This window comes from Leifsonia sp. NPDC014704, from assembly GCF_043083605.1.
Classification (GTDB): Bacteria; Actinomycetota; Actinomycetes; order Actinomycetales; family Microbacteriaceae; genus Leifsonia.
The window spans coordinates 605,642-627,854 of the sequence record NZ_JBIBYW010000001.1; the positions used below are offsets into that span (position 1 = coordinate 605,642).

At 70.8% G+C, this 22,213-nt stretch carries 21 protein-coding genes; all 21 read left to right on the forward strand.

The window, feature by feature from the left end:
- The first annotated feature begins 42 nt into the window (after positions 1-42).
- A complete protein-coding gene (gene alaS / locus ACF1AJ_RS03005; protein ID WP_391506064.1) occupies positions 43-2,697 on the forward strand; it encodes an alanine--tRNA ligase in 2,655 nt (884 codons plus the stop codon).
- A gap of 6 nt (positions 2,698-2,703) precedes the next feature.
- Positions 2,704-3,171: a Holliday junction resolvase RuvX gene (gene ruvX / locus ACF1AJ_RS03010; RefSeq protein WP_391506065.1), complete on the forward strand. Its 468-nt coding sequence runs from the start codon at positions 2,704-2,706 to the stop codon at positions 3,169-3,171.
- 1 nt (position 3,172) lies between these two features.
- Positions 3,173-4,855, forward strand: a complete 1,683-nt coding sequence (mltG, locus tag ACF1AJ_RS03015; protein WP_391506066.1) for an endolytic transglycosylase MltG — start codon at positions 3,173-3,175, stop codon at positions 4,853-4,855.
- A complete protein-coding gene (locus ACF1AJ_RS03020; protein ID WP_391506067.1) occupies positions 4,848-6,080 on the forward strand; it encodes a shikimate dehydrogenase in 1,233 nt (410 codons plus the stop codon). Before mltG ends, ACF1AJ_RS03020 begins: the two co-directional genes overlap by 8 nt.
- Positions 6,081-6,347: 267 nt before the next feature.
- Positions 6,348-7,556, forward strand: coding sequence for a chorismate synthase (gene aroC / locus ACF1AJ_RS03025; RefSeq protein ID WP_391506068.1), 1,209 nt, complete (start codon positions 6,348-6,350; stop codon positions 7,554-7,556).
- Positions 7,557-7,560: 4 nt separating this feature from the next.
- Positions 7,561-8,079: a shikimate kinase gene (locus ACF1AJ_RS03030; protein WP_018191212.1), complete on the forward strand. Its 519-nt coding sequence runs from the start codon at positions 7,561-7,563 to the stop codon at positions 8,077-8,079.
- On the forward strand, positions 8,076-9,155 hold the full coding sequence (gene aroB / locus ACF1AJ_RS03035) for a 3-dehydroquinate synthase (protein ID WP_391506069.1): 1,080 nt from the start codon (positions 8,076-8,078) through the stop codon (positions 9,153-9,155). Before ACF1AJ_RS03030 ends, aroB begins: the two co-directional genes overlap by 4 nt.
- On the forward strand, positions 9,152-9,535 hold the full coding sequence (locus ACF1AJ_RS03040) for a hypothetical protein (protein ID WP_391506070.1): 384 nt from the start codon (positions 9,152-9,154) through the stop codon (positions 9,533-9,535). The genes aroB and ACF1AJ_RS03040 overlap by 4 nt, the downstream gene beginning before the upstream one ends.
- A 1-nt stretch (position 9,536) precedes the next feature.
- Positions 9,537-9,974, forward strand: coding sequence for a type II 3-dehydroquinate dehydratase (locus ACF1AJ_RS03045; RefSeq protein ID WP_391506071.1), 438 nt, complete (start codon positions 9,537-9,539; stop codon positions 9,972-9,974).
- 106 nt (positions 9,975-10,080) lie between these two features.
- Positions 10,081-10,644, forward strand: a complete 564-nt coding sequence (efp, locus tag ACF1AJ_RS03050; protein WP_018191208.1) for an elongation factor P — start codon at positions 10,081-10,083, stop codon at positions 10,642-10,644.
- The gene (nusB, locus tag ACF1AJ_RS03055; protein ID WP_020077487.1) at positions 10,645-11,061 is read left to right on the forward strand and encodes a transcription antitermination factor NusB; all 417 of its coding nucleotides are present in this window, start codon (positions 10,645-10,647) and stop codon (positions 11,059-11,061) included.
- Positions 11,058-11,813: a DsbA family protein gene (locus tag ACF1AJ_RS03060; RefSeq protein ID WP_391506072.1), complete on the forward strand. Its 756-nt coding sequence runs from the start codon at positions 11,058-11,060 to the stop codon at positions 11,811-11,813. Before nusB ends, ACF1AJ_RS03060 begins: the two co-directional genes overlap by 4 nt.
- 229 nt (positions 11,814-12,042) lie before the next feature.
- On the forward strand, positions 12,043-12,624 hold the full coding sequence (gene pyrR, locus ACF1AJ_RS03065) for a bifunctional pyr operon transcriptional regulator/uracil phosphoribosyltransferase PyrR (RefSeq protein WP_018191205.1): 582 nt from the start codon (positions 12,043-12,045) through the stop codon (positions 12,622-12,624).
- A complete protein-coding gene (locus tag ACF1AJ_RS03070; RefSeq protein WP_018191204.1) occupies positions 12,621-13,592 on the forward strand; it encodes an aspartate carbamoyltransferase catalytic subunit in 972 nt (323 codons plus the stop codon). The genes pyrR and ACF1AJ_RS03070 overlap by 4 nt, the downstream gene beginning before the upstream one ends.
- 2 nt (positions 13,593-13,594) lie before the next feature.
- Complete coding sequence (locus ACF1AJ_RS03075; protein ID WP_391506073.1) at positions 13,595-14,929, forward strand: dihydroorotase; 1,335 nt, start codon at positions 13,595-13,597, stop codon at positions 14,927-14,929.
- Positions 14,922-15,494: a hypothetical protein gene (locus tag ACF1AJ_RS03080; RefSeq protein ID WP_391506074.1), complete on the forward strand. Its 573-nt coding sequence runs from the start codon at positions 14,922-14,924 to the stop codon at positions 15,492-15,494. Before ACF1AJ_RS03075 ends, ACF1AJ_RS03080 begins: the two co-directional genes overlap by 8 nt.
- Positions 15,495-15,516: 22 nt before the next feature.
- Positions 15,517-16,665, forward strand: coding sequence for a glutamine-hydrolyzing carbamoyl-phosphate synthase small subunit (gene carA / locus ACF1AJ_RS03085; protein ID WP_391507424.1), 1,149 nt, complete (start codon positions 15,517-15,519; stop codon positions 16,663-16,665).
- Positions 16,665-19,952 carry a carbamoyl-phosphate synthase large subunit gene (gene carB / locus ACF1AJ_RS03090; RefSeq protein ID WP_391506075.1) on the forward strand — a complete coding sequence of 1,096 codons (3,288 nt, stop codon included), beginning with the start codon at positions 16,665-16,667 and terminating at the stop codon, positions 19,950-19,952. Before carA ends, carB begins: the two co-directional genes overlap by 1 nt.
- Complete coding sequence (gene pyrF / locus ACF1AJ_RS03095) at positions 19,949-20,911, forward strand: orotidine-5'-phosphate decarboxylase (protein ID WP_391506076.1); 963 nt, start codon at positions 19,949-19,951, stop codon at positions 20,909-20,911. Before carB ends, pyrF begins: the two co-directional genes overlap by 4 nt.
- Positions 20,904-21,848, forward strand: a complete 945-nt coding sequence (gmk, locus tag ACF1AJ_RS03100) for a guanylate kinase (RefSeq protein ID WP_391506077.1) — start codon at positions 20,904-20,906, stop codon at positions 21,846-21,848. Before pyrF ends, gmk begins: the two co-directional genes overlap by 8 nt.
- 100 nt (positions 21,849-21,948) lie before the next feature.
- Positions 21,949-22,209 carry a DNA-directed RNA polymerase subunit omega gene (gene rpoZ / locus ACF1AJ_RS03105; protein ID WP_018191197.1) on the forward strand — a complete coding sequence of 87 codons (261 nt, stop codon included), beginning with the start codon at positions 21,949-21,951 and terminating at the stop codon, positions 22,207-22,209.
- The last annotated feature ends 4 nt before the right edge of the window (positions 22,210-22,213 follow it).

The following is a 22,213-nucleotide window of genomic DNA, read 5'->3' on the forward strand; positions in this document are numbered from 1 at the left end:
CCCCTTTCCCTCCCACCCGCAGACTTCGATCGACCGGAACCCATGCAGACCGCTGAAATCCACCGCCGCTGGCTCGACTTCTTCGCGCAGCGCGGCCACACCGTCGTCCCCTCCGCCTCCCTGGTCAGCGACGACCCGTCGCTGCTCTTCACGGTGGCCGGGATGGTGCCCTTCGTCCCGTACCTGACCGGTGTGGTGCCGGCGCCGTTCCCACGCGCGACGAGCGTCCAGAAGTGCATCCGCACGCTCGACATCGACGAGGTCGGCAAGACGCCGCGACACGGCACGTTCTTCCAGATGTGCGGGAACTTCTCCTTCGGCGACTACTTCAAGGAGCAGGCGATCACCTTCGCCTGGGAACTGCTGACGACGTCGGAGGACGACGGCGGTCTCGGCTTCGACCCGAAGGACCTGTGGGTCACGGTCTACGAAGAGGACGACGAGGCGCGCGAGATCTGGGAGCGCGTCTCCACTCTGCCGGCCGACCGCATCCAGGGCCTCGGCAAGGACACCAACTACTGGTCGACCGGACAGCCCGGTCCCGCGGGCCCCTGCTCGGAGATCTTCTTCGACCGCGGCCCCGCCTACGGCATCGACGGTGGCCCCGCGACGGACGACGACCGCTACGTCGAGATCTGGAACCTCGTCTTCATGCAGTACCTGCGCGGCGAGGGCGACGGCAAGGAGTTCGAGATCCTCGGCGATCTGCCGAAGAAGAACATCGACACGGGCATGGGCCTCGAGCGCGTCGCGTTCCTCAAGCAGGGCGTCGACAACATGTACGAAATCGACCAGGTGCGCCCGGTGCTCGACCGCGCGGCCGAGCTCGCGGAGAAGCCGTACGGCAACGAGGCGCACGAGGACGACGTGCGGCTGCGCGTCGTGGCCGACCACGTCCGCAGCGCCCTCATGCTGATGGCCGACGGCGTCACCCCGTCGAACGAGGGACGCGGCTACGTGCTGCGCCGCCTCCTCCGCCGCACCGTGCGCGCCATGCGCCTGCTCGGCGTCGAGACCGCGACCTTCCCGGAGCTCTTCCCCGTGTCGCGCGACGCGATGAAGGCGGCGTATCCGGAGGTCGACACCGAGTTCGACCGCATCTCGCAGCTCGCCTACGCGGAGGAGGAGACCTTCCTCCGCACCCTCACGGCGGGCACGAGCATCCTGGACACCGCGGTGGCGACCACGCAGAAGGAGGGGCGGAAGCAGCTCGCGGGCGACACCGCGTTCCTCCTGCACGACACCTACGGCTTCCCGATCGACCTCACCCTGGAGATGGCAGAGGAGGCCGGGCTCACCGTCGATCGCGGCGCGTTCGACAAGCTCATGGCCGACCAGCGCTCCCGGGCGAAGGCGGACGCGAAGGCGAAGAAGACCGCGCTGGCCGACCTGTCGGTGTACAGCAGCTTCCGCTCGCTCGGCGAGACCGTGTTCACCGGGTACACCGAGCTGCAGACGGAGTCGAGCATCCTCGGCCTCATCGTCGACGGACGTTCCGTGAACAGCGCCCGCGAGGGCCAGGTCGCGGAGGTCATCCTCGGCGCGACCGCACTCTACGCGGAGTCCGGCGGACAGGATGCGGACGCCGGCTCGATCGTCGGCCCCGGCTATGAGCTCGACGTGCTCGACGTGCAGAAGCCCGTGAAGGGCCTGATCAGCCACAAGGTGCTGGTCCGCAGCGGCGAGGTCGGCGTCGGCGCCCCGGCGACGAGCATCGTGGATGCGGACTACCGCCGCGGCGCGCGACAGGCGCACTCGGGCACCCACATCATCCACGCGGCGCTCCGCCAGGTGCTCGGCTCGAACGCGCACCAGTCCGGCTCGTACAACAAGGCCGGCTACCTGCGTCTCGACTTCTCGTGGAACCAGGCGCTCTCGGCCGAGACGCGGAGCGAGATCGAGGAGATCTCGAACAACGCCATCCGGCAGAACCTCGAGGTCACGACGCGCGAGCTCCCGCTGAGCGAGGCGAAGGCGCTCGGCGCCATGGCACTGTTCGGTGAGAAGTACGGCGACGTCGTGCGCGTCGTCGACATCGGCGGCCCGTGGTCGCGCGAGCTCTGCGCGGGCACGCACGTCTCCACGAGCTCCGAGATCGGGATGATCAACCTGGTCAGCGAGTCGTCGGTCGGTTCGACGAACCGCCGCGTCGAGTCGCTGGTCGGCCTGGAGGCGTTCAAGGACCTCGCGGTCGAGCGCACGATCGTCTCGCAGCTCTCGAGCTCGCTGAAGACGCCCCGCGAGCAGCTGCCCGAGAAGATCGCCGACCTGATGTCGAGCCTCAAGGAGGCCGAGAAGCGCATCCAGGCGTTCGAGGCCCGCGCGGTGCTCGACAAGGTGCCTGCCCTGCTCGAGTCGGCGTCGCGCCGCGGAGCGGTCACCGTGGTGGCCGAGGACGCGGGCACGCTGAACAGCGCGGACGACCTCCGGATGCTGGTCACCACGGTGCGCGAGCGCCTGGGGTCGGACGCCGCGGCGGTCGCCCTCGCGGCACGCGCCGCCGGCAAGCCGGTCGTGATCGTCGGGACCAACCAGGCCGCTCGTGACGCGGGCGTCAACGCGGGTGCGCTCGCGAAGACGGCGGCGGGCGTGCTCGGCGGCGGTGGCGGCGGCAAGGCCGACCTGGCGCAGGGCGGCGGGACCGACGCGGGCGCGATCCCCGCGGCGCTGAGCGCCGTCGTCTCGGCGATCGGATAGCACCGCGTGCGCAGCGGGGTGCGGATCGGCATCGACGTCGGCAAGGTCAGGATCGGCGTGAGCCGGTCCGACCTGCACGGGATGCTGGCCACCCCGGTGGAGACGGTCGCTCGCTCCGAGGACGCTGCGGACCGCCGGCGGATCGCCGAGATCGTCGGCGAACTCGGAGCCTTCGAGGTTATCGTCGGACTGCCGTTGGCGCTCTCGGGCGCGCACACCGCATCCACGGCGGACGCGATCGGTTTCGCCGAGTCCCTGGCCGTCGAGGTGGGGATCCCGGTACGGCTGGTCGACGAACGCCTGTCGACCGTGTCGGCGGCCTCGGCGCTCCGCGCGTCGGGTAGGAACGCGAAGAAGGCGCGTCCGGTGGTGGATCAGGTCGCGGCCACGATAATTTTGCAGCACGCCCTCGATGCGGAACGGGCCACAGGCCGTCCGCCGGGTGACCCCGTCGAATCGAGCATTGGACAGTAGCTTGGCTCAGAACCCCCCAGAGCGGCCCGAGCCGCCCGCCTTCCCGGCCGTGAACCGGCCGCCGTCGCCGCCGCAGACGCCGGCGACGGACAGCGGCGAGCGTCCGCCGATGACGCGCCGCGAGGCGCGGGCCGCCCGCGAGGCGCAGCAGCGCAAGGCGGAGGAGTCGCAGGCGCAGCCGGAGCAGGCGCAGTCGGCGGCCTCGCAGCAGCCGGAGCCGCAGCGGCAGGAGCCGGAGCGTCAGGAGCCGTCCGCTCCCGCTCCCGGAGCTCCCGTCTCGGCCGCGCAGTCGCCGTCCGCGACGCCGTGGTCGCTGTTCGACGACAGCACGCCGATCTCCTCCCCGATCCCGCCGCAGGAGACCCCGGCCGACCGTGCGGCCCTCGCCGGCCTCGACTTCGACGCCGTCATCACCGGCCCCATCGCTCACGTCGAGGAGCCCGAGACGGTCTCCGTCGCGGCGCGCCACGGCTCGGACGATCAGACGCCATCGCACCATGACCATCCTGCGCGTACCATCTTCGGAGTGCTGGAGGAGACCGAAGACGATTCCGCCCAGGACGAGCATCCACTCGTCTGGCGGCAGCAGAACTATCTGTCGCATGACGAGCCGCCGAAGAAGCGCCGGTGGGTCAAGCGGCTGATCGTGACCATCGTCGTGCTCGGCATCCTGGGCGGCATGGCCGGCGCCGCGTACGCCATCTTCCAGCCGCAGATCGCCAAGGTGCAGAACGCGCTCTTCCCGCCCGAGAACGACTACAAGGGCACAGGGACGGGCGAGGTCATGTTCACGATCAAGTCCGGCGACGACGGCTCGACGATCTCGGAGAACCTCGCGAAGGCGGGTGTCGTCAAGACGTACGACGCGTTCTACTCGTTGCTGCTGCGGCAGAAGCCGGATGTGGAGTTCCAGCCCGGCGTCTTCAAGCTCGCGAAGCAGATGAGCGCGGCGGCCGCGCTTGCCGCCCTGAAGGATCCGTCGTCGCGCGTCGAGAACACCGCGGTGATCCCGGAGGGGACTCCGGAGAAGGACATCCTGCAGACGGTGTCCGACGCGACCAAGATCCCGCTCGCCGACCTCCAGAGCGCGGCCGCGAACCCGGCCGCGTACGGGCTCCCCGCCGAGGCCAAGTCGCTCGAGGGCTTCCTGTTCCCGGCGACGTACACCTTCGCACCGGGGACGACGGCGCAGCAGGCGATCAAGACCATGGTCGACCGGATGTTCCAGGCGCTCGACGAGGCGGGCGTCGCCCCGCAGAACCGCTGGAACACCGTCGTGCTCGCGTCCGTTGTGCAGCGCGAGGCCGGCCTGAAGGACGACTACCCCAAGGTCGCCCGGGTCTTCCTCAACCGGCTGGCCCAGGGATGGGACCTACAGTCGGACGCGACGGTCGCCTACGGCACCGGCCACACCGACCGCGTGGAGACGACCGACGCCGAGCGCGAGGACGCCACGAACCCGTACAACACCTACGTGCATCCCGGTCTGCCGGTCGGCCCGATCTCGAACCCGGGCGACCTGGCGATCAACGCGGTGCAGCATCCCGCCGACGGCAGCTGGATGTACTTCGTGACCTGGAACCTCCAGACCGGAGAGACGATCTTCTCCACCACGCAGGCCGAACACGAGGCAGCGGTGGAGAAATGGCAACAGTGGATGAGGGACAACCCCAACTATGAGTGACACGAGCAAGCAGCGGCGCGACGAGGACCTGGCGGAGCCCGCGGTGCTCGAGGACGACACGGTCGAGGAGTCGCAGACGGACGAGGCCGACGAGCAGCCGGCTGCCGAGGATGGGGTTTCCGAGGCGTCCGCGGAAGCGTCGATCGCCGCGCTCGTGGAGGCCGAACGGGAGCGCCAGGCCGAGGAGGCAGCGGTCGAGGAGGCGGAGGAGGCCGTCGAGCGGGAGTCCCCGCACGACGAGCCGGAGGACGAGGCGGAGCCGGAGTCCGAGACGGCCTCGGAGCCGGAGCCCGCGAAGGCCCCTACGAAGCAGTCGACCAAGGCCCCCGCGAAGTCGACAGCATCCAAGCCCCGCAAGCCGAAGACCCCCAGCCGCAAGCTGGCGGTGCTCGGCTCGCCGATCGGCCACTCGAAGTCGCCGCTGCTGCACCAGGCCGCGTACGAGGCGCTCGGCATGGACTGGTCGTATGAGGCCATCGACGTCACCGAGGACGCCTTGCCGGAGTTCATCGCGGGCCTCGGCCCGGAGTGGCGCGGGCTGTCGCTGACCATGCCGCTGAAGAAGGCGGTGCTCCCGCTCCTCACCGAGACCGACCGCATCGCGGAGCAGACCGGGGGAGCGAACACCGTGCTCCTCGACGGCGAGGCGGTCCGCGGCTTCAACACCGACGTCGCCGGCATCGTGCGCGCCCTGCAGGCGGCCGGGCTCGAGCAGGCGCACTACGTCCACATCCTGGGCGGGGGAGCGACCGCCGCGTCGGCGCTCGTCGCGGCGGCGGAGCTCGGCGCCGACCGGGTGGATGCGCACGTGCGCGACCTGGAGCGCAGCGCCTGGATCGAACCGCTGGCGAACCAGCTCGGCCTGCGTGTCCGCATCCGTCCGTTCGCGCAGGCGGACCGCTCGCTCGACGTGCCGGACCTCGTCATCAGCACGCTGCCGGGCGGCACCACCACCGAGGCGGTCTACACCGACTCCACGCGGCGCCGGTCCGTCCTGTTCGACGTCGCGTACGAGCCGTGGCCGACGCCGCTGGCGCGCCAGTGGGAGTCCGTGGGCGGCCGTGTCGTCTCGGGCCTCGCCATGCTGGCCCACCAAGCCCTTCTGCAGGTGCGTGTGTTCGTCTCGGGCGACCCGCTGCAGCCGCTGGAGGACGAGGAGGCCGTGCTCGCGGCCATGCTGGACGCGGTCGGCATCGACGCGCAGGGCGCTCCGCTGGAGGTCTGAGGGCGGCGTCAAGCGCCCCATGCGCTCGTCGGTTCGTGCCGACGGCACGATCTGTGCAGAATCCCGGGGAATGCGCCGAAGGGTGCAACGTAGGGGAATCTGCCCGAAATCTCCGACCGACCGCGGTGGCGATGGAGATTCGGCGCTCGATCGCCGCAATCTCCGAGGTTGGCCCGCGGTTCTCCGACGGTGGGTGACCGGGCTGGCGGCGGGCTGGTGAGTGGGCGCCGGCGGCGGCTCCGCACCGCGCTGTGCCAGAATCGAATCATGCTTCGTTGGCTCACGGCCGGGGAATCCCACGGTCCCGAACTCATCGCCGTCCTGGAGGGTCTTCCCGCCGGGGTCCCGGTCTCGCTCGACGCGATCCGTGCCGATCTGGCGCGTCGCAAGCTCGGGTACGGCCGCGGCGCGCGCATGAAGTTCGAGCAGGATGCGCTGGAGGTGTCCGGCGGAGTCCGTCACGGTCTGAGCCTCGGCAGCCCGATCGCGCTGCGAATCGGCAACACCGAGTGGCCGAAGTGGGTCGACGTGATGAGCCCCGAGCCGGTCGATCCGGAGGTGCTGAAGTCCGGCCGCGGCGCCGCGCTCACGCGTCCGCGTCCCGGTCACGCCGACCTCGTCGGCATGCAGAAGTACGGCTTCGACGAGGCCCGACCGATCCTGGAGCGCGCGAGCGCCCGCGAGACGGCCGCCCGCGTGTCCCTCGGCGCCGTCGCGCGCTCGTTCCTGAACGAGCTGGGCATCACGCTGGTCAGCCACACGCTCTCCATCGGGCCGGTCCGCGTTCCGGAGGGCTCCCCGCTTCCGCGCCCGTCCGACGTCGACACGCTCGACGCCGACCCGCTGCGCTGCTTCGACCCGGCCACCTCCGAGCGCATGGTCGCCGAGGTGGATGCCGCGCACAAGGACGGTGACACCCTCGGTGGCGTCGTCGAGGTGCTCGCGTACGGCGTCCCGCCGGGGCTCGGCTCGCACGTCCACTGGGACCGCAAGCTCGACGCACAGCTCGCCGCGGCGCTCATGGGCATCCAGGCGATCAAGGGTGTCGAGATCGGCGACGGGTTCCTCACCACGACGCGTCGCGGGTCGGAGGCGCACGACGAGCTCGTGGCCGCTGACGGCACGATCGCGCGCACCAGCGACAAGGCGGGCGGCACCGAGGGCGGAATGAGCACCGGCGGTGTGCTCCGCGTCCGTGCCGGCATGAAGCCGATCGCGACCGTCCCGCACGCGCTGCGCACAGTGGATGTGGCGACCAGCGAGGCCGCACCGGCGCACCACCAGCGCTCCGACGTCTGCGCGGTTCCGGCCGCGGGAGTCGTGGCGGAGGCCATGGTCGCTCTCGTCCTCGCGAACGCCGTGCTCGAGAAGTTCGGCGGCGACTCGATCGGTGAGACGGCCCGCAACCTCCACGCCTACCTGGCCAGCATCCCGGAGAACCTCACGACCGAGCGCGTCAGCGCCCCCTACGCCTGACGCCGTGTCGTCCGAGCTCACGACGCCCGTCGTCCTGATCGGCCCGCCCGCGGCCGGCAAGACGCGGGTCGGCAAGCGTCTCGCGCGCCGGCTGCACCTGCCGTTCGTCGACACGGACGCCGTCGTGGTGGCGCAGCACGGCCCGATCCCTGCTCTGTTCGCCGAGCACGGGGAGCCGTACTTCCGCCAGCTGGAGCGGGCGGCGGTCGCCGAAGCGGTGCGCGAACCGGGTGTCGTCTCGCTCGGCGGGGGAGCCGTGCTCGACCCCGCGACGCAGGCGGACCTGGCCGAGACCCGCGTGGTGCTGCTGACCGTGCGCCCGGAGGCGATCGCCCGCCGCATCGACAACTCCAAGCGGCCGCTGGTGACCGACCTCGAGTCGTGGAAGCGGCTCGTCGCCGCCCGCAGCGATCTCTACCACTCGCTCGCCGACTACACGGCCGACACCTCGTCCCGTCCCATCGACACCATCGTCGAGGAGATCGCGACCTGGGTCGAGTCGCAGAAGGAAGGACACGCATGACCGACGCCCCCACCGAGATCCTGGTCCCCGGTGCGCATCCGTACCCGGTGATCGTCGGCCGCGGACTCCGGCTGGAGCTCGCCGACCACCTCGGGAACGCGGTCAACAAGGTGCTCGTCGTGCACCCGCCGACGCTGGGCGCTGCTGCCGCCGAGCTGCGCGAGTCGCTCGTCGGGCGCTACGAGGTGCTGCTCGCCGAGGTGCCGGACGCGGAGGCGGCCAAGCGCGTCGAGGTGGCGTCGTTCCTCTGGGGCATCATGGGGCAGGCCGACTTCACCCGATCGGACGCCGTCATCGGGTTCGGCGGCGGCGCCGTCACCGACCTGGCCGGATTCGTGGCCGCGACTTGGCTGCGCGGCGTGAAGCTGATCCAGGTCCCGACGACGCTGCTCGGGATGGTGGATGCGGCGGTCGGCGGCAAGACCGGCATCAACACCGCGGAGGGCAAGAACCTCGTCGGAGCGTTCTACGCGCCGGATGCGGTGATCTGCGACCTCGACACGCTCACGTCCCTGCCGAAGAACGAGATCCTCGCCGGGTTCGCGGAGGTCGTGAAGTACGGCTTCATCGCCGAGCCGGAGATCCTGGACATCATCGAGGTCGACGTCGACCGGGCGACCGACCCGGAGACGCCGGAGCTGCGGCGACTGGTGGAGCTGTCCATCGGCATCAAGGCGCGCGTCGTGGGGGAGGACTTCACCGAGCAGGGTCTCCGCGAGATCCTCAACTACGGCCACACGCTCGGGCACGCCATCGAGCACGCCGAGCGGTACCAGTGGCGGCACGGCGCCGCCGTCTCCGTCGGGATGGTCTTCGCGGCGGAGCTCGCCCGGCTGAGCGGGCGGCTGAGCGACGAGGTCGTCGACCGGCACCGCCGCATCCTGGAGTCTCTGACCCTGCCGGTGTCGTATCCGCTGGGCCGCTGGCAGACCCTGCTGGCCACGATGCAGCGCGACAAGAAGGCGCGGGGCAGTATGCTGCGGTTCATCGTGCTCGACGATGTCGGCCGGCCCACTGTGCTGGCCGGCCCCGATCAGAGCCTGCTGTTCGCCGCATACCAGGAGGTGGGCTCGTGAGCGAGAAGACCGTGCTGCAGAGGTTCCAGGCGAAGCCCGGCGATGGGATCGCGCTGGTGGTCGCAGAGGACGGCGACCGCGCACTGCTGGGCGCACTCCCGGACGGAGCGACCGAGGCGCCGGTGGAGTCCGCCGCGATCGTGGCGACCGTGGTCCGGACGCGCGACGAGCTGCTGGCGCGCTACGCCGAGCAGCTGCCGGTGGCGTCCGGCGCGCGCGCCGTCTGGGTCGTGTACCCGAAGGGCGGGCGTGCCGACGTCAACCGCGACCTGGTCGCGGGCGAGGCGCGCGCCTATGGTTGGCGTGGCGTGAGCAACATCGCGGTCGACGACACCTGGTCGGCGGTACGCGTGCGCCCGCTCAAGGACGGCGAGGAGTGACATGACGAGCATCCTCGTCCTCAACGGCCCCAATCTCGGGCGCCTCGGCACCCGCGAGCCAGACGTCTACGGTTCCGGCACCCTGGACGACCTGCGCGCCGTCCTCGCGGAGGACGCCGGCGACGACACCATCGACCTGCGCCAGACCGACGACGAGGGCCAGCTGCTGCGGTGGCTGCACGAGGCGGCGGACACGGGTGCGCCCGTCATCCTGAACGCCGGGGCGTGGACGCACTACGCGTACGCAGTGCGGGATGCGGTGTCGCTCGTGACGAAGGCGGGAGGCACCGTGATTGAGGTGCACCTGTCGAATCCGCACGCCCGGGAGGAGTTCCGCCACACCAGCGTGCTGAGCGCCGTGGCGACCGGCGTCATCGCCGGGTTCGGCTTCGAGTCGTACCGGCTGGCGCTCGCGTTCATTCGCCGAAACGCCCGCTGACGTCTAGAATCTCTGGGGGCCGCCGTGCGCGGCCGACCGTGGGCCGCTTCCCGTAGCGAAGCCGGCACCACCCGAAACTTCTCATCGAGCGAACGGAAACATCCCCTTGGCCTCAACCGCTGACATCAAGAACGGCGTCGTCCTCAGCATCGACGGACAGCTCTGGACCGTGATCGAGTTCCAGCACGTCAAGCCGGGCAAGGGCGGCGCGTTCGTCCGCACCAAGCTGAAGAACGTCACGACGGGCAAGACGGTCGACCGCACCTACAACGCCGGCGCCAAGATCGAGATCACCAACGTCGACCGCCGCGACTACCAGTACCTGTACCAGGACGGCGCCGACTTCGTGTTCATGGACACGTCCGACTACGACCAGATCACCATCCCGGGCCCGGTCGTCGGCGACGCCGCCAACTTCATGCTCGAGAACCAGAACGTCACGGTCGCGCTGCACGAGGGTTCGCCTCTGTACGTCGAGCTCCCCGCCTCCGTCGTTCTCGAGATCACCTACACCGAGCCGGGCCTCCAGGGCGACCGCTCCACCGGCGGCACCAAGCCCGCGACGGTCGAGACGGGCTACCAGATCCAGGTCCCGCTGTTCCTCGAGACCGGCACCAAGGTCAAGGTCGACACCCGCACGGGCGACTACCTCGGCCGCGTCAACGACTGAATGAGCGCTCGGACCAAGGCGCGCAAGCGCGCGCTCGACGTGCTCTACAGCGCCGACCTGCGGCAGACGCCGCTCCGGCAGGCGCTGGCGACCGAGGCCGAGCGCGCGGCCAACGAGCCTGCGCGCGAGGCGTCGTGGCTGTATGCGCGCGAGATCCTCGACGGGGTCATCGAGCATGAGGACGAGATCGATGAGCTGATCGAGACCTACGCCCAAGGCTGGACGCTGGCGCGCATGCCCGCCGTCGACCGCGCGATCCTGCGCATCGGCGTGTGGGAGGTGCTGTTCAACGACGAGGTGCCCGAGGGTGTCGCGATCTCCGAGGCGGTCGAGGCGGCCACAGTGCTCTCGACCGACGACTCGGCCGGGTTCGTGAACGGGTTGCTCGCCAAAATCGCCCAAACGAGGTCGGTATGAACACCGCCGAGGTCGGTGTGAGCGGCGTGCGGAAGAGCCTGCGACGCCGCGTCGCCCGCGCGGCTGCTGCCGCCGTGCTGGCGGTCGGCATCGTCTCCGGCGTCGCGGCATGCTCGCTGCTGGGCGGCGCATCCAACGTCCCGGTGGCGACCGACAAGCCGCCGACGGGGACGGACGGCGCCGTCGACTTCGACGGCGGCTTCATCACCGCGGGCGACGGCGAGAAGAAGGTCGACATCTGGTTCGACGCGATGTGCCCGGTGTGCGGTGCGTTCGAGCAGACGAACGGCGAGACGCTGGCGAAGGCCGTCGACGACGGGTCGATCACGCTCCGTTTGCACCCGCTGACCTTCCTCGACGCCGCATCCAACGGCACCGGATACTCGACCAGGGCGGCCGCGGCCCTGACCTGCGTCGCCGTGACGGACCAGAGCGCGGTGCTGCCGTTCTACCAGGCGCTGTTCACCGACCAGCCGGAGGAGAACTCCGACGGCCTCACCGACAAGCAGCTCGCGAAGCGCGCGAGCGACGCCGGTGCGGGGGACATCGCCTCCTGCCTGGCCGACAGCGGCCCGTACCAGGCGTGGGCCCAGGCCAACACGGCCAACTCGCAGAAGGGCCCGATCGAGGTCGACGGCACGAAGGTGCTCGACACGATCAAGGGGACGCCGACCGTGCTCGTGAACGGCACGCAGTATCCCGGCGGCATCACCGACAAGAAGGCGTTCACCGCGTTCCTCGCCGACCACTGACCGGGATCGTCGGGGCGTTGCTTGCGTCGGACGAAGTGCGCTGAATCTCCGACCGGCCGCGGCCGGGCTGGAGATTCGGGCGGGAGTGGCGCAGATCTCCGACGTTCGGAGTGCGATCACCGACGGTACGGCGGCGCCCCGCTGCGCAGAAGCGGCACGACCGCCTGATAGGGTGGGCGACGTAGGCATCCTTTAAGAGCCGTCCTGTGAGGCGGGGAAGGAGGTCGGCATGACAGCGCGCACCGTGCTGCAACAGGCTGACATCGCCCGGGCGTTGACTCGGATCTCTCACGAGATCCTGGAGTCCAACCGGGGAACGGACGACCTGGTGATCCTCGGGATCCCGACCCGCGGCGTCGTGCTCGCGCGGCGGATCGCCGAGAACATCCAGCGCATCGAACCGGCGGCCATCGCGTCGCCGGCGGACATCGTGGGCGCGCTCGACGTGACCATGTACCGCGACGACCTCTCGCGGCATCCCACCCGCACGCCGCAGCCCACCTCGCTGCCAGGGCCGATCGATGGGAAGACCGTCGTGCTGGTCGACGACGTGCTGTTCTCGGGCCGGACTATCCGCGCTGCCCTGGATGCCGTGAGCGACCTCGGCCGGCCCCGGGCCGTGCGCCTCGCCGTGCTGGTCGACCGCGGCCACCGCGAGCTGCCGATCCGCGCCGACTTTGTCGGCAAGAACCTGCCGTCGGCCGCGTCGGAGCGCATCTACGTGCGGCTCGCCGACGTCGACGGCGACGAGTCGGTCACCATCGAGGACCCGAACGCCGAACCGAACGCCACGCAGGAGGCCGACGCATGAGGCACCTGCTCTCCACCCGCGACCTCCCGCGTGAGGACGCCATCCGGCTGCTCGACATCGCCGAGGACATGGCGGATGTGCAGGACCGCGAGGTCAAGAAGCTCCCGACCCTGCGCGGCAAGACCGTCGTCAACCTGTTCTTCGAGGACTCCACCCGCACACGCATCTCGTTCGAGGCCGCCGCGAAGCGTCTGTCGGCCGATGTGATCAACTTCTCGGCGAAGGGATCCAGCGTCTCGAAGGGCGAGAGCCTCAAGGACACCGCCCAGACGCTGCAGGCGATGGGAGCGGACGCCGTGGTGATCCGCCACGGGTCGTCCGGCGCCCCGCAGACGCTCGCGGCGAGCGGCTGGATCGACGCGGGCATCGTCAACGCGGGCGACGGCACGCACGAGCACCCCACGCAGGCGTTGCTCGATGCGTTCACGATGCGCCGCCGCCTCCACGGCACCGCGTCGCGCGGCAAGGACCTCGACGGCGTGAGTGTCGCGATCGTCGGCGACATCCTCCACTCGCGCGTCGCGCGCTCGAACGTGTGGCTGCTCCGCACGCTCGGCGCCCACGTCACGCTGGTCGCGCCGCCGACCCTGCTGCCGGTGGATGTGTCCGGCTGGCCGGCGACGGTCGGCTACGACCTCGACGCGGCGATCGCTGAGGGGCCCGACGTCGTGATGATGCTCCGCATCCAGGCCGAGCGGATGAACGCCGCGTTCTTCCCCACCACGCGCGAATACACGCGACGCTGGGGGCTGGACGAGGAACGGTTGGGCCGGCTGCGGGCCGATAGCATTGTGATGCACCCTGGGCCGATGAACCGCGGGCTGGAGATTTCGGCCGCGGCCGCGGACTCCCCGCGCTCGACGGTCCGGGAGCAGGTCGCGAACGGCGTCTCCGTGCGGATGGCAGCCCTGTACCTGCTGCTGTCGGGTGCAGGTCCCGAACAGGTACGGCCCGGCGGTGTGAGGTGAGTGTGGACGAGAGATTCCTGATCGGCGGCGCGACGCTGGCCGACGGCACGCGAACGGACCTCCTGGTCGAAAGCGGCCGGATCGTGGAGACCGGTACCGGGCTGAGCGCTGCGGGAGCGACGGCGATCGACGCGGACGGGCTGCTCGCGCTGCCCGGACTGGTCGATCTCCACACGCACCTGCGTGAGCCCGGGTACGAGCAGAGCGAGACCGTGCTGACCGGCACGCGTGCCGCCGCAGCGGGCGGCTTCACGGCGGTGTTCGCCATGGCGAACACGTCGCCGGTGGCCGACACCGCTGGCGTGGTGGAGCAGGTGCTGAGCCTCGGCGAGGCCGCCGGGTACGCGACCGTCCGCCCGATCGGCGCCGTGACGGTGGGCCTTGCGGGCGAACGCCTCGCCGAGCTGGGCGCGATGGCGCAGTCCCGCGCCCGCGTCCGGGTGTTCTCCGACGACGGCAAGTGCGTCTCCGACCCGCTGCTGATGCGCCGCGCGCTGGAGTACGTCAAGGCATTCGACGGCGTGATCGCTCAGCACGCGCAGGAGCCGCGCCTGACCGAGGGCGCCCAGATGAACGAGGGCGCGCTCTCGGGCGAGCTGGGCCTGGCGGGCTGGCCGGCGGTGGCCGAGGAGTCGATCATCGCCCGGGATGTGCTCCTCGCCGAGCACGTCGGCTCGCGCCTGCACGTCTGCCACGTCTCGACGGCCGGCAGCGTCGACGTGATCCGCTGGGCGAAGGCCCGGGGCATCGACGTGACCGCCGAGGTCACCCCGCACCACCTCGCTCTCACCGAGGAGCTGGCGACCGGTTACGACGCGCGCTACAAGGTGAACCCGCCGCTGCGCAGCCGGGAGGACGTCGAGGCGCTCCGCGCAGGCCTCGCCGACGGCACGATCGACATCGTCGCCACCGACCACGCCCCGCATCCCGTCGAGTCGAAGGACTGCGAGTGGGACGCCGCGGCGTTCGGCATGGTCGGCCTCGAATCGGCGCTCTCGGTGGTGCAGGCATCGGTCGTCGACAACGGAATGCTCGGCTGGGCCGACATCGCGCGCGTCCTCTCCGCCACCCCGGCGAAGATCGGCCGGCTGGACGGATACGGTGCGCCGCTCACCGCGGGCGCTGCCGCGAACCTGTTCCTCTACGACCCGACCGCGTCGCGCACGTTCTCGACCGGCGACCTCGCCGGGAAGGGCGTCAACTCGCCCTACCTCGGGCTGACCCTGCCCGGACGCGTCGTGGCGACCTTCCACCAGGGTCGGGCGACCGTGCTCGACGGCGCCGTGGTCGACGCAGAGCGGCTGGCCGCCGGAGCGGGGGTGACCGCGCATGGATAAGGTGCTCCCCACCCTCGGGATCCTCGCGGTCGTCGTCATCGTGCTCGCCCTCGCGGTCGTCGGCTGGCGCCGCCGCGTGCGGCGCGACGCGGCGTCCGGCGGCGGCTACTCCACCCCGGGAACGCTGAGCGCGCCGACGGCCTCCACCGAGGTGCTGTACGTCGCGACGACCCGCGCCGGTCAGCCCCTGGAGCGGCTCACCCTACCGGGGCTGGCGTTCCGCGGGACGGCGACGGTGACCGTCCGGCCGGAGGGCGTCGAACTCGCGGTGACGGGGGAGCAGCCGGTGTTCCTCCCGGCCGCCGTCGTCACCGGCGTCGGCGCCGCGAGTGTGGCCATCGACCGCGTCGTCGAGAAGGACGGCCTGCTCCGGCTCGGCTGGACCACCAGCGGCGGCACCGCCGCCGACAGCTACGTCCGGGTCGTCGACCCGGCCGGCCGCGCGCAGCTCGCCGCGGCCATCGAAGATCTCGTGCCGCGGGCGGACACCGCGGGCACGGCCGGTGCGGAGACGACCGGCGCCGACACGACGGGCGTCGACCGCCCGAACGACAAGGAGGTGTGACGTGCTCGCTGCAGAACCCGCAGTGCTCGTCCTCGAAGACGGAAAACGGTACGTCGGCCGGGCCTACGGCGCCCGCGGGCGCACGCTCGGCGAGGCCGTGTTCGCCACCGGGATGACCGGGTACCAGGAGACGCTGACCGACCCGTCGTACGCGGGCCAGATCGTCCTCATGACGGCGCCGCACATCGGCAACACCGGCACGAACGACGAGGACATGGAGTCGCGCCAGATCTGGGTCGCCGGCTACGTCGTGCGCGAGCCCAGCCGCGTCGTCTCCAACTTCCGCGCCCAGCGGAGCCTCGACGACGACCTGGTCGCCCAGGGCGTCGTCGGGATCAGCGGTATCGACACACGCGCCGTGACCCGTCACATCCGCTCGGCCGGTGCCATGCGCGCCGGCGTCTTCTCCGGCGACGACTTCGCGCTGAGCGACAGCGAGCAGCTGGATCTGGTGCTCGCCGGAGCTCCGATGAAGGGCCGCAACCTGTCGGCCGAGGTGTCGACGATCGAGCCGTACACCGTCCCGGCCGTCGGCGAGAAGGTGGGCTCGGTGGCCGTCCTCGACCTCGGCGTGAAGAAGTCCACGCTGGAGAACCTGGCCGCCCGCGGGCTCGACGTCCACGTCCTCCCGCAGCAGGTGTCCGCGCAGGATGTGCTCGACCTCGGCGTCTCGGCGCTGTTCTTCTCGAACGGCCCCGGCGACCCGCAGGCCTCCGACAAGCACGTCGCCCTGCTGCAGGAGACCCTGCGCGCCGGGCTGCCGTACTTCGGCATCTGCTTCGGCAACCAGCTGCTCGGCCGCGCGCTCGGCCTCGACACCTACAAGCTGCCGTTCGGCCACCGCGGGATCAACCAGCCGGTGCTCGACAAGCGCACCGGCCGTGTGGAGATCACCGCGCAGAACCACGGCTTCGCGGTGAAGGCGCCGATCGACACGTCCTTCGACTCGCCCGCCGGCTTCGGCCGCGTCGAGGTGAGCCACTTCTCCCTCAACGACAACGTCGTCGAGGGCCTGAACTGCCTCGACCTGAACGCCTTCAGCGTGCAGTACCACCCCGAGGCGGCCGCGGGCCCGCACGACGCCAACTACCTCTTCGACCGCTTCCTGGACATGGTGCGCGCTCAGCACGCCGACCGGTCCGCCAGCACCGAGAACCAGGAGAACGCCTGATGCCCAAACGCGAAGACATCCAGTCGGTCCTGGTCATCGGCTCCGGGCCGATCGTCATCGGCCAGGCGGTCGAGTTCGACTACTCCGGCACCCAGGCCTGCCGCGTGCTGAAGGCGGAAGGCGTCCGCGTCATCCTCGTCAACTCGAACCCGGCGACGATCATGACCGACCCCGACTTCGCCGATGCGACCTACGTCGAGCCGATCACCTGGCCGGTCATCGAGACGATCATCGCCAAGGAGCGCCCGGACGCGATCCTCCCGACCCTGGGCGGACAGACGGCGCTCAACGCGGCCATGCAGCTGCACGAGCACGGCATCCTCGAGAAGTACGGCGTCGAGCTGATCGGCGCGAAGTTCGAGGCGATCCAGAAGGGCGAGGACCGCCAGATCTTCAAGGAGCTCGTCGTGGAGGCGGGCGCCGAGGTCGCGCGCTCGCACATCGCCCACACGGTGGATGAGGCCCTCGAGTTCGCCGAGGACCTCGGCTACCCGCTCGTGGTCCGGCCCTCGTTCACGATGGGCGGACTCGGCTCGGGCTTCGCGCACACCCCGGAGGAGCTCCGCCGCATCGCCGGCGACGGCATCCACCAGAGCCCGACCAGCGAGGTGCTCCTGGAGGAGTCGATCCTCGGCTGGAAGGAGTACGAGCTCGAGCTCATGCGCGACACGGCCGACAACACGGTCGTCGTCTGCTCCATCGAGAACGTCGACCCGGTCGGCGTGCACACCGGCGACTCGATCACGGTCGCCCCGGCGCTCACGCTGACGGACCGCGAGTACCAGCGGATGCGCGACATCGGCATCGACATCATCCGCGCGGTGGGCGTCGACACCGGCGGCTGCAACATCCAGTTCGCGGTGAACCCGGAGAACGGCCGCATCATCGTCATCGAGATGAACCCGCGCGTCTCCCGCTCCTCGGCGCTCGCGTCGAAGGCGACCGGCTTCCCGATCGCGAAGATCGCGGCGAAGCTCGCCATCGGCTACCGGCTGGACGAGATCCCGAACGACATCACCAAGGTGACCCCGGCGAGCTTCGAGCCGACGCTCGACTACATCGTCGTCAAGGTCCCGCGATTCGCGTTCGAGAAGTTCCCCGCCGCCGACCCGACGCTGACGACGACCATGAAGTCGGTCGGCGAGGCGATGGCCATCGGCCGCAGCTTCAGCTCGGCGCTGCAGAAGGCGCTCCGGTCGCTCGAGAAGCGCGGCTCGTCGTTCCACTGGGGGCCGCAGACGCGCACCGTGGACGAGCTGCTCGCCTCGATCGCGACGCCGACCGACGGTCGCATCGTCGACGTCCAGCAGGCGCTCCGCCTCGGCGCGACGCCGGAGCAGGTGTTCGAGGCCACGAAGATCGACCCCTGGTTCATCGACCAGATCGTCCTGATCAACGAGGTCGCCGACCAGATCCGCGACGCCCCGACGCTCGACACCGACACGCTGCGCTACGCCAAGGACCACGGGTTCTCGGACGCGCAGATCGGCGAGCTGCGCGGCTTCGGCGAGGCCGACGTGCGCGAGGTGCGCCACATCCTCGGCGTCCGGCCGGTGTACAAGACGGTGGACACCTGCGCTGGCGAGTTCCCGGCGCTCACGCCGTACCACTACTCCAGTTACGACCTGGAGACCGAGGTGGAGCCGAGTGATAAGCGCAAGGTCGTCATCCTGGGCTCCGGGCCGAACCGCATCGGGCAGGGTGTCGAGTTCGACTACTCGTGCGTGCACGCGTCGTTCGCGCTGCACGACGCCGGGTTCGAGACGATCATGATCAACTGCAACCCGGAGACCGTGTCGACCGACTACGACACCAGCGACCGGCTCTACTTCGAGCCGCTGACGCTGGAGGACGTGCTGGAGATCATCCACGCGGAGTCGCAGTCCGGCGAGCTGGTCGGCGTCGTCGTCCAGCTCGGCGGCCAGACGGCACTCGGGCTCGCGAAGGGCCTGGAGGCCGCGGGCGTCCCGATCCTCGGCACGACCCCGGAGGCCATCGACCTGGCGGAGGAGCGCGGGCTCTTCTCGGGCATTCTCGACGAGGCCGGTCTCGTCGCGCCGCGCAACGGCACCGCCGTCGACTTCCCGAGCGCCTCGCACGTCGCCGAGCAGATCGGCTACCCGGTGCTGGTGCGCCCGAGCTTCGTGCTCGGCGGCCGCGGCATGGAGATCGTCTACGACAGCGCATCGCTCGCGGACTACTTCGAGCGGGTCGCCGGCCAGGGGATCGTCGGCCCGTCGCATCCGCTGCTGGTCGACCGGTTCCTCGACGACGCGATCGAGATCGACGTCGACGCACTGTTCGACGGCGAGCGGCTGTACATCGGCGGCGTGATGGAGCACATCGAGGAGGCAGGCGTCCACTCCGGCGACTCGTCGTGCACCCTCCCGCCGATCACGCTCGGCCGTCGCGAGATCGACCGCGTGCGCGAGGCGACCGAGAAGATCGCCAGAGGCATCGGCGTGCGCGGCCTGCTGAACGTGCAGTTCGCGATCGGCGCGGGCGTGCTCTACGTGCTCGAGGCCAACCCGCGCGCGTCCCGGACGGTGCCGTTCGTCTCGAAGGCGCTCGGCATCCCGCTCGCCAAGGCGGCCTCGCGCATCATGGTGGGCGAGACGATCGCCGATCTGGTCGCGGAGGGCCTGCTGCCCGATCAGGACGGCTCGCGCATCCCGATGGACTCGCCGGTCGCCGTGAAGGAAGCCGTGTTGCCGTTCAAGCGCTTCCGGACCAAGGAGGGCACCGTCGTCGACTCGGTGCTCGGCCCGGAGATGCGCTCGACCGGTGAGGTCATGGGCATCGACAAGGACTTCCCGACGGCGTTCGCGAAGAGCCAGTCGGCCGCGTACGGCGGCATGCCGCTCGGCGGGACGGCGTTCGTGTCGGTCTCCGACCGCGACAAGCGCGCCGTGGTGCTCCCGGTGCTGCGGCTGCACCAGCTCGGCTTCGAGATCGTCGCGACCGAGGGAACGGCCGAGGTGCTGAACCGCAACGGGATCGCGGCCCGCATCGTGCGCAAGCACAGCGAGGCCCAGGAGAGCGGCGGCGACTCGATCGTCGACATCATCAACCGTGCCGAGGTGGATGTGGTGATCAACACCCCGAGCGGGCGGTCGGCTCGCGCCGACGGGTACGAGATCCGTGCCGCCGCCGTGGCTGCGGACAAGCCGCTGTTCACGACCATCGCCGAGCTGAGCGCCGCCGTCGCGTCGCTGGACGCCATCCGCGAGGGCTTCGACGTGAAGTCCCTCCAGGAGTACGCCATCGAGAGGGCCGCCCGAGTATGACCACTCCCGCTCCCGCAGCCGACAGCTCCGGAGTTTTTCCGCCCGACACGCCGCTGGCGGGCGGAAAAACTCAGGAGCCGTCGGCGGGGCGCGGGGCGCGGTTCGGGGAGCGCCTCGCGGCGGTGTTCGCCGAGGAGGGGCGGCTGTGCGTCGGCATCGACCCGCACGCGCACCTGCTCGAGGCATGGGGGCTGCCGGCGTCTGCCGAGGGCCTGCGCTCCTTCGGGCTCACGGTGGTCGAGGCCGCCGCCGGCCGGGCGGGGATCGTCAAGCCGCAGGTGGCCTTCTTCGAGCGCTTCGGCGCCGCGGGCTACGGTGCGCTGGAGGAGGTGCTGGCCGCCGCTCGTGCCGCCGGTCTCCTGGTGATCGCCGACGTCAAGCGCGGCGACATCGGCACGAGCGTCACGGCCTACGCGGAGGCGTGGCTGACTCCCGGGTCTCCTTTGGAGGCCGACGCGATGACCGTCGCCGCCTACCAGGGGGTCGGGTCGCTCGCCGACGCCATGGCGCTGGGGGAGCGCGCGGGCAAGGGCCTGTTCGTCCTGGCCGCGACCTCCAACCCGGAGGCGGCGGATGTGCAGCAGGCGGTCGTCCGGTCCGGCCCGCGGGCGGGACAGTCTGTCGCTCGTGCGATCATCGAAGACGTGCATTCGTTCAATCAGGAGCAGGCGGGCGGCGCGCCCTTCGGATCGGTCGGGCTGGTGCTCGGCGCGACCGTCGAACTCGCCCACTACGGGATCGATGTGGCCACGGCGGGGGAGCGGACGCCCGCACTCCCGGTGCTCGCGCCCGGATTCGGGCACCAGGGCGCTCGGGTCGAGGATGCGCCGCGGCTGTTCGGCTCGCTCGCGACCGGCGTGATCGTCAGCGAGTCGCGCGGGCTCCTCACGGCAGGGCCCGCGGGTTTGGCCGACGCGATCGCGCGTCGCGCCGAGGAGGTGCGGTCCGCGCATGTCTGAGGCCGCATCCACCCGGGAGGCTGCCTCCCTGCGTCCGGCACCGCCCGAGGTCGACCGTCAGGCCGCCTCGCAGGCGGCCGTCGCCGCGCGCCGCGCTCGCGCCGCGGTGAAGGCCGCGATCGCGTCGCGCGAGGTGTCGCCGCTCGTCGTGCTCGACCGCGCGACCGCCGACCCGGAGGGCGTCGAGGGGCGCCTGCGGGTGACCGAGTTCCTGCTCAGCGTGCCCGCCATCGGCACGACGAAGATGCAGGAGGCTCTGGACCGCCTCGCCATCTCGCCCGCGAAGCGCCTCGGTGGCCTGGGGCGCCACCAGCGGCTCCGGCTGCGCCAGTACCTCATCGAGCGCGAGAACCGCAGCGCGCGCCAGCGCAACCGGCTGGTCGTGCTGGCCGGTCCGACCGCGGTCGGCAAGGGCACGGTCTCCACCTACATCCGCGAGCACTATCCCGACGTGCTGCTGTCGGTCTCGGCGACGACGCGTGCGCCGCGGCCTGGCGAGGTCGACGGGATCAACTACTACTTCGTCGACGACGCGGAGTTCGACCGGATGATCGCCGCTGGCGAGCTGCTCGAGCACGCCACCGTGCACAACGCCTACCGCTACGGCACCCCGCGCGCTCCGATCGAGAAGGCCCTCGCCGCCGGACGGGGCGTGCTGCTGGAGATCGACCTCCAGGGCGCCCGCCAGGTGCGCGAGTCGATGCCGGAGGCCCGCCTGATCTTCCTCCTCCCGCCGACCTGGGACGAACTGGTGCGGCGCCTCATCGGGCGCGGCACGGAGGATGCGGCCGAGCAGCAGCGGCGCCTGGAGACAGCGAAGGTCGAACTGGCCGCCCAGGACGAGTTCGACTACAAGGTCGTCAACCACGACGTCGCCGAGGCGGCCCGCGAGGTCGTAGACTTGATGAAGGTCCGTGCGGCGCCAGCGCGTCCATGACCTCTCTCCGCGCCGTCGCCGGCGCGCCCACCGTCCCCGGCCGCCTCTCGCGGTCGTCCGATCCGGCCCCGTGCCCGATCGCCCAGAGCAAGGAGCATCCATGGCCACCAGCAACAACGGCATCATCGACCCGCCCATCGACGACCTCCTGTCGCGCGTCGAGTCCAAGTACGCGCTCGTGATCTTCGCGTCCAAGCGGGCCCGCCAGATCAACGACTACTACGCCGACCTCCACGAGGGCAGCCTGTTCGACAACGTCGGCCCGCTGGTCGACTCGTCCGTCGACGACAAGCCGCTGTCGGTCGCGCTCCACGAGATCAACGAGGACAAGCTCGTTCTCAAGCCGATCGCCGCCGAGTAAGACA

What these genes read in the sequence shown, in the direction of transcription:
- alaS (WP_391506064.1), top strand. Translation starts at nt 43, where the DNA reads ATGCAGACCGCTGAAATCCACCGCCGCTGGCTCGACTTCTTCGCGCAG.
- carB (WP_391506075.1), top strand. Translation starts at nt 16,665, where the DNA reads ATGCCCAAACGCGAAGACATCCAGTCGGTCCTGGTCATCGGCTCCGGG.
- aroC (WP_391506068.1), top strand. Translation starts at nt 6,348, where the DNA reads ATGCTTCGTTGGCTCACGGCCGGGGAATCCCACGGTCCCGAACTCATC.
- ACF1AJ_RS03070 (WP_018191204.1), top strand. Translation starts at nt 12,621, where the DNA reads ATGAGGCACCTGCTCTCCACCCGCGACCTCCCGCGTGAGGACGCCATC.
- ACF1AJ_RS03045 (WP_391506071.1), top strand. Translation starts at nt 9,537, where the DNA reads ATGACGAGCATCCTCGTCCTCAACGGCCCCAATCTCGGGCGCCTCGGC.
- rpoZ (WP_018191197.1), top strand. Translation starts at nt 21,949, where the DNA reads ATGGCCACCAGCAACAACGGCATCATCGACCCGCCCATCGACGACCTC.
- aroB (WP_391506069.1), top strand. Translation starts at nt 8,076, where the DNA reads ATGACCGACGCCCCCACCGAGATCCTGGTCCCCGGTGCGCATCCGTAC.
- ACF1AJ_RS03060 (WP_391506072.1), top strand. Translation starts at nt 11,058, where the DNA reads ATGAACACCGCCGAGGTCGGTGTGAGCGGCGTGCGGAAGAGCCTGCGA.
- pyrR (WP_018191205.1), top strand. Translation starts at nt 12,043, where the DNA reads ATGACAGCGCGCACCGTGCTGCAACAGGCTGACATCGCCCGGGCGTTG.
- ACF1AJ_RS03080 (WP_391506074.1), top strand. Translation starts at nt 14,922, where the DNA reads ATGGATAAGGTGCTCCCCACCCTCGGGATCCTCGCGGTCGTCGTCATC.
- gmk (WP_391506077.1), top strand. Translation starts at nt 20,904, where the DNA reads ATGTCTGAGGCCGCATCCACCCGGGAGGCTGCCTCCCTGCGTCCGGCA.
- pyrF (WP_391506076.1), top strand. Translation starts at nt 19,949, where the DNA reads ATGACCACTCCCGCTCCCGCAGCCGACAGCTCCGGAGTTTTTCCGCCC.
- nusB (WP_020077487.1), top strand. Translation starts at nt 10,645, where the DNA reads ATGAGCGCTCGGACCAAGGCGCGCAAGCGCGCGCTCGACGTGCTCTAC.
- ACF1AJ_RS03020 (WP_391506067.1), top strand. Translation starts at nt 4,848, where the DNA reads ATGAGTGACACGAGCAAGCAGCGGCGCGACGAGGACCTGGCGGAGCCC.